This window comes from Streptomyces sp. NPDC001532 (assembly GCF_040298625.1).
Lineage (GTDB): Bacteria > Actinomycetota > Actinomycetes > Streptomycetales > Streptomycetaceae > Streptomyces.
The window spans coordinates 32,574-50,511 of the sequence record NZ_JBEPAL010000015.1; the positions used below are offsets into that span (position 1 = coordinate 32,574).

General features: G+C 71.1%; 17 protein-coding genes and 1 pseudogene. 8 read left to right on the plus strand and 10 right to left on the minus strand.

What is annotated here, in order from left to right; genetic code table 11:
• Positions 1–14: 14 nt before the first annotated feature.
• Positions 15–1,199 (minus strand): G1 family glutamic endopeptidase, encoded by a 1,185-nt coding sequence (locus ABT232_RS16290; protein ID WP_351840562.1) that lies wholly within the window; start codon positions 1,197–1,199, stop codon positions 15–17.
• Between the two features lie 251 nt (positions 1,200–1,450).
• On the opposite strand from ABT232_RS16290, the gene ABT232_RS16295 reads away from it, so the two are divergent.
• Positions 1,451–1,912, plus strand: a complete 462-nt coding sequence (locus ABT232_RS16295; protein ID WP_450871967.1) for a GNAT family N-acetyltransferase — start codon at positions 1,451–1,453, stop codon at positions 1,910–1,912.
• An 88-nt stretch (positions 1,913–2,000) separates the two neighbouring features.
• Here the strand turns inward: ABT232_RS16295 and ABT232_RS16300 are convergent, their stop codons facing one another.
• Entirely contained in the window at positions 2,001–2,936 is a 936-nt protein-coding gene (locus ABT232_RS16300; RefSeq protein ID WP_351840563.1) for a LysR family transcriptional regulator, read from the minus strand.
• Positions 2,937–3,072: 136 nt separating this feature from the next.
• On the opposite strand from ABT232_RS16300, the gene ABT232_RS16305 reads away from it, so the two are divergent.
• Positions 3,073–4,290: an MFS transporter gene (locus ABT232_RS16305; RefSeq protein ID WP_351840564.1), complete on the plus strand. Its 1,218-nt coding sequence runs from the start codon at positions 3,073–3,075 to the stop codon at positions 4,288–4,290.
• A gap of 131 nt (positions 4,291–4,421) precedes the next feature.
• Here the strand turns inward: ABT232_RS16305 and ABT232_RS16310 are convergent, their stop codons facing one another.
• Positions 4,422–5,303: an SDR family oxidoreductase gene (locus ABT232_RS16310; RefSeq protein ID WP_351840565.1), complete on the minus strand. Its 882-nt coding sequence runs from the start codon at positions 5,301–5,303 to the stop codon at positions 4,422–4,424.
• 223 nt (positions 5,304–5,526) lie between these two features.
• Between ABT232_RS16310 and ABT232_RS16315 the strand changes: the two genes are divergently transcribed.
• Complete coding sequence (locus ABT232_RS16315; RefSeq protein ID WP_351840566.1) at positions 5,527–6,024, plus strand: TSUP family transporter; 498 nt, start codon at positions 5,527–5,529, stop codon at positions 6,022–6,024.
• 237 nt (positions 6,025–6,261) lie between these two features.
• On the opposite strand, the gene ABT232_RS16325 is transcribed toward ABT232_RS16315, so the two are convergent.
• The 4 genes from ABT232_RS16325 to ABT232_RS16340 all read right to left on the minus strand — a co-directional run bounded on the left by ABT232_RS16325 (position 6,262) and on the right by ABT232_RS16340 (position 9,474).
• Positions 6,262–7,137, minus strand: a complete 876-nt coding sequence (locus tag ABT232_RS16325) for a GNAT family N-acetyltransferase (protein ID WP_351840567.1) — start codon at positions 7,135–7,137, stop codon at positions 6,262–6,264.
• A 77-nt stretch (positions 7,138–7,214) separates the two neighbouring features.
• On the minus strand, positions 7,215–8,423 hold the full coding sequence (locus ABT232_RS16330; protein ID WP_351840568.1) for a glycosyltransferase: 1,209 nt from the start codon (positions 8,421–8,423) through the stop codon (positions 7,215–7,217).
• Positions 8,424–8,479: 56 nt separating this feature from the next.
• A complete protein-coding gene (locus tag ABT232_RS16335; RefSeq protein ID WP_351840569.1) occupies positions 8,480–8,851 on the minus strand; it encodes a cupin domain-containing protein in 372 nt (123 codons plus the stop codon).
• 239 nt (positions 8,852–9,090) lie between these two features.
• Complete coding sequence (locus tag ABT232_RS16340; protein ID WP_351840570.1) at positions 9,091–9,474, minus strand: STAS domain-containing protein; 384 nt, start codon at positions 9,472–9,474, stop codon at positions 9,091–9,093.
• Between the two features lie 127 nt (positions 9,475–9,601).
• Between ABT232_RS16340 and ABT232_RS16345 the strand changes: the two genes are divergently transcribed.
• Complete coding sequence (locus ABT232_RS16345; RefSeq protein WP_351840571.1) at positions 9,602–9,931, plus strand: helix-turn-helix transcriptional regulator; 330 nt, start codon at positions 9,602–9,604, stop codon at positions 9,929–9,931.
• Here ABT232_RS16345 and ABT232_RS16350 read toward each other — a convergent pair.
• The 3 genes from ABT232_RS16350 to ABT232_RS16360 all read right to left on the minus strand — a co-directional run bounded on the left by ABT232_RS16350 (position 9,928) and on the right by ABT232_RS16360 (position 14,311).
• Positions 9,928–11,298: a tetratricopeptide repeat protein gene (locus ABT232_RS16350; protein ID WP_351840572.1), complete on the minus strand. Its 1,371-nt coding sequence runs from the start codon at positions 11,296–11,298 to the stop codon at positions 9,928–9,930. The two genes, ABT232_RS16345 and ABT232_RS16350, sit on opposite strands and share 4 nt — an antisense overlap.
• Positions 11,299–11,366: 68 nt before the next feature.
• Positions 11,367–12,569 (minus strand): ABC transporter substrate-binding protein, encoded by a 1,203-nt coding sequence (locus ABT232_RS16355; protein WP_351840573.1) that lies wholly within the window; start codon positions 12,567–12,569, stop codon positions 11,367–11,369.
• Between the two features lie 236 nt (positions 12,570–12,805).
• On the minus strand, positions 12,806–14,311 hold the full coding sequence (locus ABT232_RS16360; protein ID WP_351840574.1) for a serine/threonine-protein kinase: 1,506 nt from the start codon (positions 14,309–14,311) through the stop codon (positions 12,806–12,808).
• A 118-nt stretch (positions 14,312–14,429) separates the two neighbouring features.
• Here ABT232_RS16360 and ABT232_RS16365 point away from each other — a divergent pair, with 118 nt between their 5' ends.
• The 4 genes and pseudogenes from ABT232_RS16365 to ABT232_RS16380 all read left to right on the plus strand — a co-directional run.
• Positions 14,430–15,311, plus strand: a complete 882-nt coding sequence (locus tag ABT232_RS16365) for an endonuclease/exonuclease/phosphatase family protein (protein WP_351840575.1) — start codon at positions 14,430–14,432, stop codon at positions 15,309–15,311.
• A 57-nt stretch (positions 15,312–15,368) separates the two neighbouring features.
• The gene (locus ABT232_RS16370) at positions 15,369–15,911 is read left to right on the plus strand and encodes a GNAT family N-acetyltransferase (protein ID WP_351840576.1); all 543 of its coding nucleotides are present in this window, start codon (positions 15,369–15,371) and stop codon (positions 15,909–15,911) included.
• A 264-nt stretch (positions 15,912–16,175) separates the two neighbouring features.
• A complete protein-coding gene (locus ABT232_RS16375; RefSeq protein WP_351840577.1) occupies positions 16,176–17,354 on the plus strand; it encodes a Cmx/CmrA family chloramphenicol efflux MFS transporter in 1,179 nt (392 codons plus the stop codon).
• Positions 17,351–17,548 (plus strand): annotated as a pseudogene (locus tag ABT232_RS16380) (helix-turn-helix domain-containing protein); the annotation flags it as partial. The gene ABT232_RS16375 and the pseudogene ABT232_RS16380, both read left to right, overlap by 4 nt.
• Positions 17,549–17,938: the final 390 nt, after the last annotated feature.

A 17,938-nucleotide genomic window follows, 5' to 3' on the forward strand; every position in this document is an offset into this window, starting at 1 on the left:
CCGGGGCGGGCTCGCTACCCCTGGCGCGAGGACAGGGTGAAGTTGCTGTATCCACCGCTGTCGGTGGTGGCGGGCGAGGGGCCGTAGACGAGCCCCGACGTGCTCTCTCGCGCCTGGAGCGCCAGCGGGTCGTAGGCGGACAGCGGCGCGCCGTCGACGGTGACATAGGAGAACGGGATGCTGACGGCTCCGGGCCAAGTGGAGCCGAAGGTGAACACCTTGGGGCGCTCCGCGATGACCTCGGCGCTCTCCGAGCGGGCCGCGGGAGCACGCTTGGTCAGGGTCTGGCGTTGTCCGGGCCGGGTGAGGTTGTCGATGGTGAGGATGTAGTCGGCGGGATCGGCGGAGCTGCGGACGACCGAGGCCGAGATGCGGTCCCCGGCGTGGATGACCATCGGGATCCGCTGCTCCAGCGTGTCGACGCCCGCGTCGATGACTTCCCAGAACGCCCGGTGCTCCGGGTACAGCTGGCCCAGGCAGGTCACGTGGACTCCGACCTGGACGAGGCTTTCGGTGGGGCTCATGGCAAGCCCGTCGAGGCCAACCCAGATGCTGAGGTGGTTGTCGGGGTTCTCCTGACGACAGGTGAAGTGGGGCTGGGTCCACACCGCGGTCACGGCGTGCGGTGCCGCGTTGACCGGGCTGCTGGGCACCACGTAGCCGGCCCAGTTGCCGTAAGGGGTGTCCCCGAGGTGGATGTCGTCGATCTGGACCCAGGAGTCCGCACCTGGGGCGATGTAGCCCGTGTAGACCGTGATGGAGGTGTTGGTGCCGGAGTTGAAGGCCATGCGCAGGTACTGGTAGGCGCCGTTCGTGAGGACTTTGCCGTAGTTCTTCTGGACGATCGTGCGCCCGTTCGTGCCGCGCGCACCGAAGTATCCAGTGGTGAAGTTGCCGGAGGTCCGCACCCAGCCTTCGAGGTAGTACACCGTCTGCTGCTTCACGGCCACTTGCTGAGTGATGGCGTTCCAGTTGCGGCTGCCGGTGCGGATGAACGCGTTCTTCCGCCCGGTCTTGTGGTACCCGAGGTCGGTGTCGATGCCCTTGAAGTCCGGGCCCTCGCCCGACCATGGCGCGGAGACCGTCCGACCGGGCTGCGTCTCGAAACCGGGATCGCCGACGACACCTACGGGGCCCGCGGACGCGCGGCTTGCCGAGCCGGTCAGCAACGCGGCCGCGAGTATCAGCACCAGGGCCACGGGCCCCAGGTACCGTCCTCGCAAAGCCCTGCCGTCTCGCGCACTGAACATCACGAGCCCCCTCGCTCCGCGCCTCGGACGCGTATCCCCACCCCGCTCCACCGGGACGCTAGCGGCGTCGCCCCTCGGCGGCCATGCTCCGCTCCCAGCGCACAGGGGCACCCCGGGGCGTACGCCCCTCGGCCGCGCGCGCCGTCCTCGGTCCACGCGGCGCGGTGGGGGCGGTGGCCGGGGCTGGCATGATCGCCGTCATGGACGTAGCGATCACGCCGGCCGAGATGGCCGACCTCCATGAGGTCCTGAGGGATCACTCCCGCTATTGGGGCGAGCGGGACCTCAAGTCACTGCATCTGTCCTGCCTGGTGCAGGAGTTCGGTTCGACGTGCCTGGTGGCCCGCGCCGCGGACGGAGTGCGCGGCTACGTCATCGGTTTCGTCACGCCCACCGGCACGGGGTACGTGCATCTGATCGCCACCCGCGACGACGCCCGGGGCATTGGGCTCGGGCGTCGTCTCTACGCGGCGTTCGCGCAGGCCGCGCGTGGTCACGGCGCCGAGCGCCTGAAGGCGATCACGTCCGTCGGGAACGCCGGCTCGATCGCCTTCCACCGCGGTCTCGGCTTCGACGCCCGGACCGTGGAGGACTACAACGGTCCTGGCCGGCCCATGGTCGTCTTCGAGCGCCCGCTGCCTTCGACGGACGCGGCTTGGTGAGGCGTTGGAGGGCCTGAGGCCCGGACGGGCGCCTTCTCGCCGGGCTCCGGATCGAGACGGTCGTCGACGGGACTGGGTCAGTGAGGGCTCAGCTTGGCAGCACCCAGTCCGGTGTCCAGGTCCCGGAGGCGTTCCGGCCGGCCGAGGTGGTGGCGAGGTGGGCGCGCAGGGTGGCGAGCGCCGGGTGGGGGTTGTCGCGGTGCCAGAGGAGCGAGTGCGGGTAGACGGGTGTCGGATCGGTCACCGGGATACGGCGCAGCCCATGGCCGGCCGGCCAGACCAGGCGGGTCCGCTCACTCATGAAGGTCGCCAGGGCCGGGGTGTCGGCGATGGTGTCGAGGAGCGCGTCGGAGCCGAAGTTGGGGCCGGTGGCCTCGATGGTGAGGCCGAACTCGGCGACGAGGTCGTCGTAGTAGGCGGCCCACTCGCTGCCGGGGACGATGCCGGGCATCCAGATCCGGTGTCCGGCCAGCTGTGCGACGGTCACCGACCGGGCGCCCGCCAGTGCGTGGTCGGGTCCGGTGAGGAGTTGGAGCGGCTCGTCCAGCACCCGGACGGACTCGATGTCGTCGGGCAGTGGCCGGCCGGGTGCGGCGACGGCGCGGAAGGTCGCGTCGATCGTGCCGGAGCGGATGGCGGCGACGGCCGTCTCGATGCCGGGCAGCATCACCACGTCGAGGTCGATCTCCGGGTGCGCGCTGTGGAAGCCGCGCATCAGGCCCGACGGCGCGATACGTGAGGCGATCACGTCTACGCGCAGCGGGCGGCGCCCGACGCGCACGGACGCGACCGCGCGCTCCGCGGCCCGCAGCAGCTCGCGCGCATGGGGCAGGAACGCCTGCCCGTCGATGGTGAGCTCGGCGCCGCGCGGTGTCCGCGTGAACAGCCGCACACCGAGGCTGCGCTCGAGCGCGGCCATGCGCTTGGAGACGGCCTGCTGGGTGACCCCCAGCTCGGCGGCGGCCTCCTGGAACCGACCTGTCTCGGCGGCGGCGACGAAGGTCCGGACGGCATCGAAGTCCATGCCGGTCAGCCTACGTGCACAACCAGTGGTTGTGACTGGAGGGCTCCGCGGTTGTTTGATCCCTGGCTGTGGCGCTCGCTTTGATGTCCCCGGTAGCGGGTCGGTTGTGCCGGAGGACGGAGAGGGGGTGTCGGGCGTGAAGGACGGGCATCGGCTGGGGCGGCCGTTCGCGTGGCTCTGGGCCGCGTACGGGACCAGCGCGCTCGGCACATGGCTCGCCTTCGGCGCGTTCCCGCTGATCGCCATCCAGGTGTTGCGTGCCGGACCCGCCGAGGTCGCCGCGCTCTCCTCCGTGGGGTCCGTGGTGGGCGCGGCGGTGGCGGTACCGCTCGGCCCGTGGGTGGAGTTCCGCCGCAAGCGGCCCGTACTGATCGCGATGGATCTGGTGCGGTTCGCGGCGCTGCTGACGGTCCCCGCCGCGTTCGCGCTCGGCGTGCTCACCTTCCTTCAGCTGCTGCTGGTGTCGGTCGTCGTCGCGGCGGCCGACATCACCTTCCGCGCCGCCTCCGGCGCGTACCTGAAGGCGCTGCTGCCGGCCGAGGACCTGCTCACCGCCAACGCCCGGTTCGAGTCCACGGCCTGGACGGCCACGATCATCGGCCCGCCGCTGGGCGGCGCGGCGATCGGGCTCCTCGGCCCGGTGGCGACCGTGACGGCCGACGCGGTCAGCTGTCTGCTGTCGGCCCTGGGCATCCGTGCGACGGGCGGGCACGAGCCGCGGCCCGAGCGCCGGGAGCTGCCGCGCATGCGGGCCGGGGACCTGCTCGACGGCTGGCGGTACATCCTCGCCGACACGACGCTGCGCCCGCTGTTCCTCAACACCGCCCTGTTCAACGGTCTGGTCATGGCCGCCACACCGCTGCTCGCCGTCCTGATGCTCGGCCGCCTCGGGTTCACACCGTGGCAGTACGGCCTCGCCTTCGCCGCGCCGTCGATCGGCGGTCTGCTCGGGGCGCGGCTGGCGAGACCGCTCGTCACCCGGTTCGGACAGCGCCGGGTCCTGGTCGCCTCCGGGGCCCTGCGCGCGGTCTGGCCGGTCGGCCTGGCCTTCGTGGGGCCGGGCACGGGAGGGCTGCTCCTGGTGATCGGTGTAGAGCTCGGGCTCATCTTCTGCTGCGGGGTCTTCAACCCCGTCCACGCCACCTGCCGCCTGGCACGCACCCCGGCCGACCGGGTCACGCGCACGCTGTCCGCCTGGGCGGTGACGACCAGGGCCTCGACGGCGCTGCTGACGGCCCTATGGGGTGTGCTGGGGGCCCTGCTCGGGACTCGTACGGCCATCGGCCTGGCCGGGGTACTCCTGCTGGCGACCCCGCTGCTCCTCCCCCGGGCGCGCGGCAGCGCTTCCCGCTGAACGGGAAGCGCTGGGCCGGCCACCGGACGGGCGGACCACCCGCCGCTCGCCGCGCCACCGCAGCCACCACGCCACGACGGTCTATGGCGGGAAACGGCGGGTTACGGCGGGTTACGGCGGGCTCAGACGCGCTACGGCAGCGGCGTACCGCCCGTCGCGTTGACGATCTCCGCCGTGATGTACGACGCCTCCTGGGAGGCGAGGAAGACGTACGCGGGAGCCATCTCGGCGGGCTGGGCGGGCCGCCCGATCGGCGCCTGCTTGCCGAACTCCTGAGTGTCCGGCAGCGTCGCCGGGATCAGCGGCGTCCACACCGGGCCCGGCGCCACCGCGTTGACGCGTACGCCCCGCTCGATCACCATCTGGGCCAGGCCTTGGGTGAAGGTGACGATCGCGCCCTTCGTCATCGCGTAGTCCAGCAGGTGCGGACTCGGCTTGTACGCCTGCACCGAGGTGGAGTTGATGATGCTGCCGCCCTTCGGCATGTGCGGCAGGGCGAACTTGCACAGCCAGAACATGCCGTACAGGTTGGTCCGCATGACCCGGTCGAACTGCTCGGTGGAGATCGCCTCGATGCCGTCCGGCTGCGACATCTGGTAGGCCGCGTTGTTCACCAGGACGTCGATCCGGCCGAACTCGTCCACCGCGCGTTCCACCAGAGCCCGGCAGTTCTCCTCGTCCCGTACGTCGCACGAGACGGCCACGGCCCGCCGTCCGGCCTCCTCGACCAGCCGGACGGTCTCGGCGGCGTCGTCCTTCTCGTCCTCCAGGTGGGTGAAGAGGACGTCGGCCCCCTCCCGGGCGAACGCCAGCGCGACCGCCCGGCCGATGCCGGAGTCGCCACCGGTGATCACGGCCTTGCGGTCGGCCAGCCGGCCACTGCCGCGGTACGACTCCTCGCCGTGGTCCGGCGGCGGGTCCATCGGGCCGGTCCAGCCGGGATGCCGCTGGTCCTGCTCGGGGAAGTCCGGCTGCGGGTGCTGCTCGGTGGGGTCCTGCTGCTGCTCGGTCACAGGTCAGCCTCCTTGTCCGTGGGTACGACCGGTGTGGTTCCCGGTGCTCGACGGTGTGTGTCGAGTACCCACGACACGGCGATGTCGATCAAGTCGTCTCCGCCCGGCGTCACCGTCGGTTCTCGGAGGTACGGACCAGTCCTGAGTGGGCGGGCGGTGGTTTGCGCCGAAGGTGAGGACGCGCCGTAGCGGCGGGAGCGGGCCGCCAGCGAGGATGCCCGTCGTGACCCAGGGACCAGAAGCTCCCGGCACCCTCCACAAGGTGCTGGCCGCTCTGATGGCGCTCGTGGCGGCGGCCCTGGTGATCACGCACAACACCGCCCTGGACCCGCTCGCGCTGCCGCCATGGGCTCAGGTGCCCTCGGGAACCGCGGCCGGCTTCGGCATCGGGGTGGTCGCGGCGATCATGGGCGTGGCCGGTGGTGAGCTGCTGATCCGTACGATCGTGCCGCTCTTCGGGGAGGACGTCAGGACCGCGGGAAGCCTGTCGCTGCTGGTGTCACTGCCGACCATGCTGGCGGCCTTCGCCCGCTACAGCCGCGACGGCAGCTTCGCCGTCATCGGCGCCAACCTCCGTTTCACCCTGGTCATGGCCGCGGGCTCGGTCGCCGGGGCGGTGCTGGGCGGACTGCTCCTGAGGGTGTTCCCCGACCTGCAGCCCCTGCCCGTGCCGGCGGCGATCCTGCTCGTCTCCGCGGCCAAGCTCGCCCGTCACCGGTGACCGGTGACGGGCTGCGGCCGTGTGGGAGCGGTGGCGGCTGGCGCGTGTCTCCCTTGTCCGCGGGCGGCGATGGGCCGACCACCCTGGACGGCACCTGGGAGATGATCCTCACCGCCGTCCTGGCGGCGGCGGACGCCGACGACGACATCGACTGGAGCGTGGCAGTGGACTCCACGGCTGTCCAGGCTCACCAGCACGCCGCAGGAGCACTCGAAAAGCTGACCAAGGAGACAGGACCTAGGCGTCCCGGCGCAGGTCCCGCACCTCGGGGCACTGCTGGAATCCGGCCGCCCGGTACGTGGCGACGGCGCCGGCATTGCTGCTCGGGGTGCAGACGATCGCGCTCGACGAGCCCAGTTCGCGGAGCGCGGCCGCCGCGGCGACGGTGACCGCCTTGCCGTAGCCGTTACGGCGATGCCCTCGGTGCACCCCCATCGGTTCGAGCAGCCCGGGCCTACCCGGACCGGCCGACCACACGGTCACCGCTGCCACCGCGTCGCCCTGGTCGTCGTACGCCACCAGGCACCGGGCGTCGGCGTAGGGCAGTCCGGCCGCCATGGCGTGCCACGACTCCTCCGTGAACGTCGACCTGTCGAACGACGCCCGCTGGACGGCGGTGAACACGTGCGCCCGCTCCGGCCCGACCTGTTCGATCCGCACGCCCGGGTGATGCTCGACCGGCTCGGTGAGGTCGCGCCGCAGAGGTGTCCAGGGCTCGTGCTCGTCGACGTTCCAGCCGTCCTCGCGCAGCAGCTCCCGGACCAGTGCGCCTCTCGGCGCCTCGATGCTCGCCTTCCCCTCGGGCAGCACCTCGCGCTCCGGCTCGGTGACGTCGTCGACCAACCGCCGCGCCAGTTCCTCGTCCCGCTGGGCGTGCGGTGCGATCGTCAGCCGCAGGAGTCCGGGACCGTCCAGCAGTCCCACGGCGAGGACTCGTCCGTCGCGGCGCCACGTCCTGACCGCCGCGGCCGTCGCCCACGCACCGAACCGCCAGAACCAGCCCAGGTCTCCCGGATGCAGCTGCATCGGCGCCCCGTCGTACTGCCACTCCCGCAGCGCGCCCACAGCCTCGCCCAGCCCGTCGGCCTCGGGCCTGCCCAGCACAGTCACCATGGCCCCGATCACACATCACGGGACCGGCGCGGCGCACCCGGTTTACGCACCGGGCGCGGTCGGTGGCCCGGCCCTTCTCAGCCGGCCTCGTCGAGCAGCAGCCGCGCGGCGACCCTCGCGCCGTCCGTGCGGATCGTGCCGGCCACGGCGGCCGCACGGTCGCGGACGCCGGGGGTCAGGGCCGTCCTGAGCGCCGCCGACAGGGACTCGAAGGTCGGGGTCGGACCGTCGTGGGCCGCGCCGATGCCCAACTCGGCGACGCGCTCGGCCCAGTAGGGCTGGTCCACGAACTGCGGTACCACCACCTGGGGCGCACCGGCCAGGGCGGCCGTGGTCGTCGTACCCGCGCCGCCGTGGTGCACGACGGCGGCCACCCGGCCGAACAGCGCCTGATGGTTCACCTCGCCGACGAAGAAGCAGTCGTCCGCGTCGTCGCCCAGACCCAGTTCGGCCCAGCCGCGGGAGACGAGCACGCGCCGGCCCTGCGCGCGGACCGCCTCCACGGACACCTCCGCCAGGTCCGTCGACGTACGCATCAGCATGCTGCCGAAGCCGACGTACACCGGTGGGGTGCCGGCGTCCAGGAACGCCGACAGGTCGGGCGGCAGCGGGCGTTCGTCCGGCAGGATCCACGCACCGGTCTGTACGAGGTCGAGGTCAGGCAGGTCCTGCCATGGGCCGAGGACCGGGTCCGCCGCGAGCCACGGCCGGTCGGCGAAGACATGATCGCGGACGTTGTCCACCGGCGGCAGGCCGATCGACGCCCGGTGGGTGTTGAGCGGCGCGAGGTACAGCGCGTTCACCCGCTGGGCATCGAGGTCCCACAGAGCCCGCTTGTCGGTGACGTCGGGCGGGTTCGGCAGGCCGGGCCGCGGCTGCGGCAGGTAGTGCGCCGAGGGCAGTTCGAACGGGTGGAAGCAGGCGTACACGTAGCGGATGCCCAGCTTCTCGGCCACCGACCGGGCGCCGGCCGGCATCAACCCTGTCGCCACCAGCACGTCGCAGTCCTCGGCCGCCGCCGCGACCGTCTCGAAGTGCGCGGCGACCAGCTCGGCGGCGACGCCGGCCGGGCCCGCCGGTGACGGCCGCGCCCCCTTCACCAGCGCGCGCACCTCGGGGCCGAACGGCACCATCTCCACGCCGATACCGGCCAGCACCTTCGCGAACTCCTCGTCGGGCGGTGCGCACACCCGTACTTCCGCGTCCAGTTCCCGCAGGTGCAGCGCCAGGGCCGCGAGCGGTGTGATGTCGCCGCGCGACCCGTAACTCATCAACAGCACACGCATCTTGTGCTTCCCCTCTCCATGTCCTCGGGATACGACCTGGCCTGGGCCGGTGGTGATCATCGAGCCCAGGGCAGCTCGCGGGTGCCCTCGGTGCCGGGGACGGAGGCGACGCCGTCGGAGAGCATCGAGACATGGGCCTCGGCGCGCTGCGGTGCGTGGATCCGGCGGAGGACGTCCGGCGGCAGGATCAGAGTCCGGCCGGCCGGGACCGTCTCGGTCCGGCCGCCGCAGGTGACCTCCAGGGCGCCGGCAGTGACCGTCCAGACCTGCTCACGGCTGATGGAGTGCTCGGGTCCGGTGGCGCCGGCGTCCATCGCGACGGTCCAGGTGCTGAGTTCGGCGCTGCCGCGGCTGGGGGCCGCCAGGCCGGTCATGGTGGCGTTCGGGGAGACGGTGACATGGTCGTCGGAGGGCATGATCACGCGCATACGGGGCTCCTGTGGGGCGTGGTCGAGGGCGAGGCGGGCGAAAGGGCGTCCAGGGGGAATCCTCGGAAGCACCTTGGATCGGCCTCGTGTTTCCGGGGTCAGGTGGGCGATTCTGCGGCACACCCGGGGCCTTGCCGCAAGGCCCCCTGTGCGCTATATCTTGATCATGGCGGGAGTGTTTTCTCCCTCTCGCCCTTCCCTCGCCCTCGCGCCTCCGCTCTCGTGCCTGGACCGCGTGTTCAGGAGCCGACGGCGTCGTCCACCGTCTGGTGGATCTCCAGGACGGTGTCCACTCCGGTGATCATGAGGAGCCGCTCGAGCTGTGGTGACGGTGCGGCGACGCGCAGGGTGCCCACTTGGTGGGCCAGGATCACCTGGTTCAGGAACGTCGAGTCGGCGAAGGTGACGCCGGAGGCGTCGAGGACCACCTTCTGATGCCTCTTCGCCGCGCTGTGCAGCGCGTCTGCCAGCGGAGTGATCGAGTGCATGTCATAGTCGCCGTGCGCGGCCACGATCCACGCGCCGCGACTCTCGTACTGCATGACCGCACCGGGTGTCAGGGCGCGCTCGGTGGCCTGCTCTGGCAGCGCCTTCTCAGCGGCGTCGCTCGTGAGTGTGGGCATGACGGCTTCGTCACCGGACACCTCGGGCCCCTTCTGTGGCTCTCTCCTGCCAAAGCAGGTCAGCTGTTACCGGAAAACTATGTCATGTATCCGGGTTCGTGCAATGACGCGTCCTAAGATGCAAGGCATGGTCGGAGTGCCCGAATCCCACACCGGATGGACGTTCATCACCAGCCACGCGCGCGTACTGGCAACCATTGCCGACAGGCCGAACGTCCGGATCCGCGACATCGCTGCCCGTTGCCGACTCACCGAGCGTGCCGTCGCGCGGATCATCGCCGATCTCGAGCAGGACGGTTACCTCTCCCGCACCCGGGACGGGCGGACGAACAGCTACCGCATCGAGCAGGACAAGGTGCTGCGTCACCCGGCAGAGGCCGGCCTCTCCGTGGCCTCGCTGCTGTCCCTGCTCGTGCAGGACGAGACCGAACGCTTCAGGGAGCCGGTCGCTCCCTAGAAGGGGTCATCACCCGGCCCGCGAGCGGCTTCGAGTGCCGCGTCACGCCGGCGGGCCGCCTCTCGGAGCTCGGAGAGGGAGGGCAGGCCGGCGATCGCCTCGGCGGCGCGACCGTGTCGTACGAGGAGCTCGGCCGCCTCGACGTCGTTGCCGCTGTCCCGGAGCAGGTCGATGGCCTCTTCCACGCGCCCGGACTCCCCCATGAGCCAGGCGGTCGTCTCAGCCACGCCGTACTCGCCGGAAGGCAGAGTCGCGGCGAAGGCGAGGGCCTCCTCGTACCGGCCGGCCTCGCCCAGCAGCCACAGCCGGTTCAGGGCCCACCAGGACGAGTGCTCCTCGACGAATTCGGTGCTGCGCTCGTCCAGGACGGCAACGGCCTCGTCGAGACGTCCAGCTTCGTACAGGAGGTGGACGACCCCTTCCAGCAGGCAGGCGTCGTGACAGTCGAACGTGGGGCGTCCCACCTCGACGGCTTCCTCGAGTCGGCCCTGCCGCGCCAGCAGCTCGATCAGGGGCCGGCGGAAGCCGTCCGGATCCTCGGCGGCGTCCATGAACTCACGTAGAACGGCCTCGGCCTCGACAGCCCGCCCCTGCTGCTCCAGAGCCTGCGCGTAGTACGGGAGAACGACGCCCGCGTGCTTGCCGGTGCCCAGTTCGCGCAGCTCGTCGATCCGTCCGTGGCGGACGAGGAGCTCGGCGTAGGCGGTGAGGGTGTTCCGCACCAGGTACCGGCCTGCGGCGATGTCCGCGCCGAGGATCCGGATCGCCTCGTCGGCGCGACCGGCGCGTTCGAGGACCTGAGCCTGCAACTCCTGCGCGCTGGGACAGGGATGGTTCCATCTGGCCTGGCCCCTCGCCTGCCGAGCGCTCTCCGCCAGCGGGCCGAGCAGCTCCAGTACCTGGTCGTCACGGTCGCGTCCTTCGGTGACCTCGACGAGGCACGAGGTCAGCCACCAGCCGCCGAGGCGGGGCCGAAGGAGCTCGATCGCCTCGTCCACGCGCCCGGCCGCGGCGAGGAGTTCGGCGAAGCTGTGGCACACATGGTCCGACGGCGGGTCTGCCTCGTCGGGGCGGACCAGGTCCAGCGCTTCCTCGGTCCGGCCCCGGTGGAGCAGTATCTCGGCCGTTGCCCAGACCGCCGGCCGCCAGCCTGCCGCGACGAACGGTTCCATCACGGCGTGGGCCCGCTCGAACTCCCCGGCACCGCACAGTTCGCGGACCGCCGCCTCGGCGCAGAACCACTCACCCCGCTCGCTCGCGGCCCGGATCACCAGATCCAGATGTCCGCGCTCCAGCAGGTCGTTCACCAGTCTCGGGGAGACACCACCGAGGAACTTCGTCTGCCACTCGAGATCGTCGACGTTCACGGCGAGAGCGTAGGGGCACCCACTGACACTCGCGGAGCGAGGCTTGCCTTCACCGTCGGGGCGCTCTCTCAGTCGGCGTGGAGGACCCGGAAGCGGGCGGGTTCGGCCGGATCCCGCTCGACGACCTGGATCGGCGGCCCGGCCCACTGCCACACACTGATGCCCGGCGTGCGGGAGAACCGTATCCGCCCGCGGGTGCCTTCGACCTCGACGTGCGACCAGTCCGGGGCGCTGCTCGTTCGGTCCGCGCCCTGAGAACGCAGGAGAGCGGCGAGGACGGTGACGGTGTCGTAGCCCTCGAAGGCGACGAAGGAAGGCGTTGTGCCCAGTCGCTCACGGAGGGCCGTCTCGACTCGCGCACCGAGCGGGGTGAGGCGCTTCGGCAGGTAACGCAGGAACGGGATCGCGGCACCCTCGTCGCCCAGCAGCCCCGCCCATTCGGCGAACTCCGGTTGCCCGGCCGGAGCACCGATCATGAGCCCGGCGAGGCGCTGGTCGCGACGGACGGCCTGGACGATCGGCACCGCCGGTTCCGGGTGACCGACCAGGAGAAGCAGGGCCGTGGCGCGGTGCTCGACGAGCTGGTCGCACACCTCCGCGGGGGTCAGCGCGTCCTTGTCGAGTTCGACGAGGGTCCCGCCGTGCGCGGCGAGATGGTCCCGCAGAATGCGGGTCCCGGACGCCCAGTAGACACTCGGCTGGGCTGCCACGGCTATACGGCTGTGGCCCGCGCCGAGGAGGTGGTCGGCGTAGACCCGCCAGCCACGGGACTGCGGCGGGGAGAGGCGCGCGACCCAGTCCGTCGGCTCTTCGGTGAGCGCGTCGAGAACCGCCGACGAGCAGAGGAACGGCAGGCCCAGGGCGTCGGCGCTGGTGGCAGCGGCGCGGGCGACGACGCTGTGGTACTCCCCCGCCAAGGCGGCCACTCCCAGGCGAGCCAGCTCGTCGACGGCCGCCGCCGCTCGCTGCGGATCAGCAGCGGTGTCCCGGACCACCAGCTCAAGTGGTCTTCCGCCGATCCCCCCGGCGTCGTTGACTTCCCGAGCGGCCAGTTCCAGTCCGGCGAGCACGTGGTGGCCCGCCTCGGTCCAGCCGGGCCGGGTCAGCGGGGCGAGAGCGCCGATGAGGACGGCGGAACCGTCGGTCGGGTCGGTGTCCTTGCGCTCGGTGTCCTTGCGCTCGGCGTCGTTGCGCTCGGCGTCGGTCGGCTCGGAGTCGGTCCGCTCGGCGTCGGTCCGCTCCGCTCCGCGTGGCGATGGTGGCGTGTTCATGCGCTGGCGTCTCCCGTGTGACGGTTCGGCTGAGTCGGCTCGGACCGCGGAGCGGCTAGGTCCGGTGCTACGTGGTCGCGGTCATCGCATCTCGCTCGGCAGGCGCACCGGGGTGATCATGTCCGACATTGCATCCACGATCATCGTCGGCGGGCAACCGAATATTTCCATTGCTCAGAGCCAGTCAGAGGCTCGGAGCCACTCAGAGCCCAGGAGCGGCCCGGAGGTTCGGAGGTTCAAGTCGGGCGTCGTCCGTCGGTCGTGCGGCCGGAACCGGCGCGCCACCACCGTGCGAGGCGGTTGCCGGCGGGCCCGGGCCCGGTGGCGGCGGCCGCCCAGGCGGCGCGGACGCCTGCGGGGAGCTGCGGGAAGTCGGTGTCGTGCCGGGCCAGATGATCGGCGAACGCGGGCATCGCGTCGTGGACGATGACCAGCAGCCGCTCGGTGCGCTCCAGCCCGTCGCCCTGATAGCCGGACGTCCTGATTGCGCGGGCGCCCGCCGCCCGGAAATGGCGGACTGCCGCGACCGGCTTCTTGGGATCCGCGCCGAGCATCTTCCGCAGGTTGCGCGCGCAGCGGACATGGTCTCCGGCGCGCAAGCGACTGGCTGCCAGCAGCGCGTCCGTGCCGAGCGAGAGGATCCACCCGCGCAGGAGCAGCGATTCGCCGCGGTCGCGGTGGTCTCTGGGGAGGCTTGCCGTCAGCTGGTCGATGCTGTGGCCGGCCTCGGTGGCGACCGACTGGATCTCCTCCAGCACCGCCAGCAGGTGCGCGTCGGGATCCGTCACGGCCGGGATGTCAGGGGTGACGGTGGCGGTGATCGCGGCGGCGTCGTCAGGTGCGGGCTCGGACACGACGGTGGGAGGGGCCCACAGGATTGCGGGCAGCCGAGGTGTGGTGCCCGTCCGGTCCGTGGTCAGGGTGGGGAAGGCCGCGACGCCGACGGGACCGGCCAAGGCGGCACAGCGCGCGGTGAGTTCGGCGGCTCGGGGCCGGGCGGCGGGGTCCTTGTCCAGGGCTGCCGAGACCAGGGGGCGCAACGCGGTCGGCAGGTCGTCCAGCGTGGGCCGGGCGGTGGTGATGCGGTGCTCGATGCCCGTGGGGGGACCGAAGGGGTGCCGACCCGTGGCGGCGTAGGCGATGAGGACGCCCCAGACGAAGAGGTCGGACGCAGTCCCGGTGAGGGCGCGCTCCAGTTGCTCGGGGGCCATCCAGCCTGGTGTTCCCGTCGTCATGCGCGTGGCGGTCACGGCGGTGGCGTCCAGGTGGTGGGCGATCCCGAAGTCCACGACTCGGGGTCCGTCCGCCGACAGGATCACGTTGGCGGGCTTGAGGTCGCGGTGGGCGACTCCGGCGCGGTGGATGCAGGCCAGTGCGTGTGCGGTGGCGGCGGCGAACGTCACCAGGGTGGCACCGGTGAGCGGCCCGCGGGCCCGGACGTGATCGGCCAGGGTGCTGCCCGGGACGTACGGGGTGGCCAGCCAGGGCCGGTCGGCCCGCGCGTCGGCGGCGGTCAGCTCCAGCAGGTAGGGGCCCGCCACCTTGGTGAGCGTCGCGACTTCACGGGCGAACCGGCGGCGGTGCACCGGGTCCGCGGCGAACTCCGGATGGAGCACCTTCACCGCCAGCGGAGTCCCGCCCGTCGGGTGGGCGTAGTAGACGGTTCCCATGCCGCCGGCGCCGAGGCGGCGCAGCGGCCGGTAGGGGCCTATCCGAGCGGGCAGTCCCGCCGCGTCCACCATGGGGGCCTCCGTGTGTCTCGACGCCGGGGAGGTAGGGAACGCGATGATCGTAACCAGGGGCGGTGTCGGCGTCGGCGCACCTCACGCCGTCCTGACGGCCCGTCCCCTAACCTCGTGCATGCTGATGTCAGAGGCCGTCCGTACCCACTTCGAGGAGGCGTTCGTGCGCAAGAGGGGCACGCTGCTGCTCGCTGCCGCCGCGATCGTGGCCGGCGTGATGCTCGTCGACTCCACCCCGCCGAGCGGCGCTCCCTTCGCCAAGTCGCTGCCCTCCGAAGCCGTCAAGGACGTCGTGCCGAACCGGGTCATGACGTGGAACATCTGCAATCCCTGCGACACGAACAACGTCGACCGCGCGGCGGAGATCGCCGCATACGCACCGCAGGTCATCGGCCTGCAGGAAGCGTGCGTGGGTGACGTCGAGCAGATCCGGAACTATCTGGAGGGCCGTTACGGGCTGGTCTACCACGTCGAGTACGGGTCGGTTCTGCAGAACTGGGGCCGTTGCGGGGGAACGCCGTGGAATCCGGGGGGCTACGGGCAGGCCCTGCTCTCGGCGGCACCGATGACCGACCGCGTCAACGTGGAGTACCCCGACGGAGGATCCGAGGACCGGGGGTACATGGCGGTCACCACCACGGTGGGCGGGCAGCGGGTCCGGGTCTTCAACACGCACCTCGCCGAACGACGTCAGGAAGAGGTCCGAGCGGCCCAGACCGACGTGCTCGCCGCAGCCGTCGCCCGGTACGACCGCGCGATCGTTCTCGGCGACTTCAACGCGGTGCCCCACGCCGCGGAACTCACCCCGATCTGGGCCCTGGCCGTGGACACCGACCCCCAGTGCCATCCCTCGCGCACCGGCACCTGCAAGCCGACCACCGACTGGCAGAGCAAGTTCGACTACGTCTTCCTGCGCGGCATCACCCCGCTCAGGCATCGTGTGGAACTCACCCCGCACTCGGACCATGATCTGCTGCACACCGACCTGGACCTCACATAGCCTCGAAGATCAGTTAATGGCTTGCTGCCTGCTGTCGCGGTCGGATAGGAACCTCGCATGCTAAAGGGCAGCAAGGTCGGGCTCCGGGCCCGGCACGAGGACGACATCCCGGTCCTGCAGGCCGAGCTCCACGACGACGTGGTCAACGCCTCGCGGGCCGCGGGCGGTCCCTGGCGGCCGGTCACGCCCGGCTCCAAACAAGCCCCGTTCGTCGTGGACGACACGCAGCAGCGGGACATCCCGTTCTCCGTGGTGGAGTTGAACGGCGGCACACTGATCGGCAGCGCCTCGCTGTGGGGCATCGACACCCACAACCGGTCCGCACACGTCGGAGTGGGGCTGCTGCCGTCCGCCCGCGGCAAGGGCTACGGCACCGACGTGGTCGCGGTGCTGTGCCACTACGGTTTCGTCGTGCGCGGTCTGCAACGGTTGCAGGTCGAGACGCTGTCCGACAACGCCGCGATGCTCCGCTCCGCCGAGCGCAACGGATTCGTCCGCGAGGGCGTCCTGCGCTCCTCGGCCTGGGTGATGGGCGAGTTCCTGGACGAGGTGCTGCTCGGACTGCTCGTCCAGGACTGGAAGCCGGCGCAGCAGAGCTAGCTGTTGCGGGACATGACGTTGGTGACACAGGCCGATGTCAGGAAACCAAGATGCTTCGACGGGCATCGGTCGGGTAGCGTGCCGACCATGTCGAGTCCTGAGTCAGACAAGGTGGGGGCTTTCGGTCACGCCGTCAGCCCCCTGAACCACTGAGCTCGTAGCCCGTCGTCGCGCCGCATTCTGCGGCCGGGCGACTGTGCCCTTGGGGCTGGCCGCGGTGACGAGATGACCTTCTCGTGCTTCTCCTCACCTCGGAGCCACTCGATGCCTCTCCCGCTGTACCTGCTTGCCATGGCGGTTTTCGCCATGGGCACCTCGGAATTCATGCTCGCTGGCCTCTTGCCGGACATCGCCTCAGACCTCGATGTCACCGTCGGCACAGCCGGAGCGCTCACCTCGGCCTTCGCGACAGGCATGATCGTCGGCGCCCCCTTCGTGGCTGCGCTTGCCCGCAACTGGCCCAGGCGCTCCAGCCTTCTCGGGTTCATCCTCGTTTTCGCGGCAGCTCATGCCGTGGGCGCCATCACCACGAGCTTCGCCATCCTGTCCGCCACCCGGGTCGTCGCAGCGCTCGCGAACGCAGGGTTCCTTGCCGTCGCTCTGACGGCTGCGGCCACGCTGGTCTCATCCGACAGGAAGGGACGTGCGCTGGCCGTGCTGCTGTCAGGCACGACGGTGGCCACGATCGCCGGTGTCCCCGGTGGGTCGGTGCTCGGCACGGTGCTCGGCTGGCGGGCCACATTCTGGGCTGTCGCCGCTCTCTGTCTGCCTGCAGCTCTCGGCATCCTGAAGGGAATTCCAGCAGGACGTGATGAGGATGTGGCGACTGGCAGGCCGGCGTTGCGAGCGGAGCTCGGCCAGCTCACACGGCCGCGGTTGATCCTGGTGATGCTGCTCGGTGCGCTGGTGAACTCGGCAACCTTCGGAAGCCTCACCTTCCTCGCCCCCGTGGTGACCGGCAGCGCCGGGCTGGGCGAGTTGTGGATCTCTGTCGCTCTGGTGCTCTTCGGCGCCGGTTCCTTCGTCGGCGTCACCGTCGCCGGCCGGCTGTCCGACCGGCGTCCCGGTCCGGTCATCGCAGTCGGCGGTCCGTTGCTGCTCATCGGCTGGCCGGCCCTGGCGATGCTGGCCAACGAGCCGGTCGCCCTGTTCACCCTCGTCTTCGTGCAGGGCGCACTGTCGTTCGCGCTGGGCAGCACGCTGATTACGCGGGTCCTCTACGAGGCCGCGGGAGCCCCCACTATGGCTGGCTCGTATGCGACGGCGGCGCTCAACGTGGGCGCCGCCGTCGGTCCCGTCATCGCTGCGGCCACCCTCAGCACGGAAGCCGGGGCGCTCGGGCCGTTCTGGATGAGTGGACTCCTCATCGCGGTCGCGCTGCTCATCGCGTTCCCCCTCCTCACCGTCATCACGGCCGGCCGGAGCACCGAGGTGTTCCGGTGACACATGCGAACGCCCCCTTGGACATCGAGGGACGCCGAAGGCTCGTGGAGCCCTGCCACACCCGTCCGATCGCGCACGTCGCCGCCGAGGCGGGTGTCTCCCGCGCCTGCCTGTCCAAGTGGAAGAACCGGTACGACACGCACGGCGAAGTCGGGCTGCAGGACCGCCCAAGCGTCCCGCGATCCTCACCGACCAACGCGAAGCGCTGGGACGCCCAGTCCGGCACGTACGACATGGGTTTCCGGGACTACAACCCGGGTCTGCTGTGTGGTGCGTGCTTCTTCGGGAAGTTCAACCCGGGCCACGACATGGCGATCCTGCTCATGGCCGGGTTCCTGGAGTCCACGGAGCCCAAGGGCGGCGGCCAGGTGTCCTACTCACTGGACGCCACCGGCGGTCTCACCGACCCGCGCAACATCATCCAGGGCGGGTCGAAGAAGAATCCGGGCAAGGAGGACGGCAAGGCCGACCTGCTCCACTGGACGGACAACGCCGTGTATGTCTGGGACGCGAAGCACGCCGGAGAAAGCGCGGCGGCGGGCGGCGCCAAGGAGGTTCAGCACTACATGAAGTACCTCCGCAAG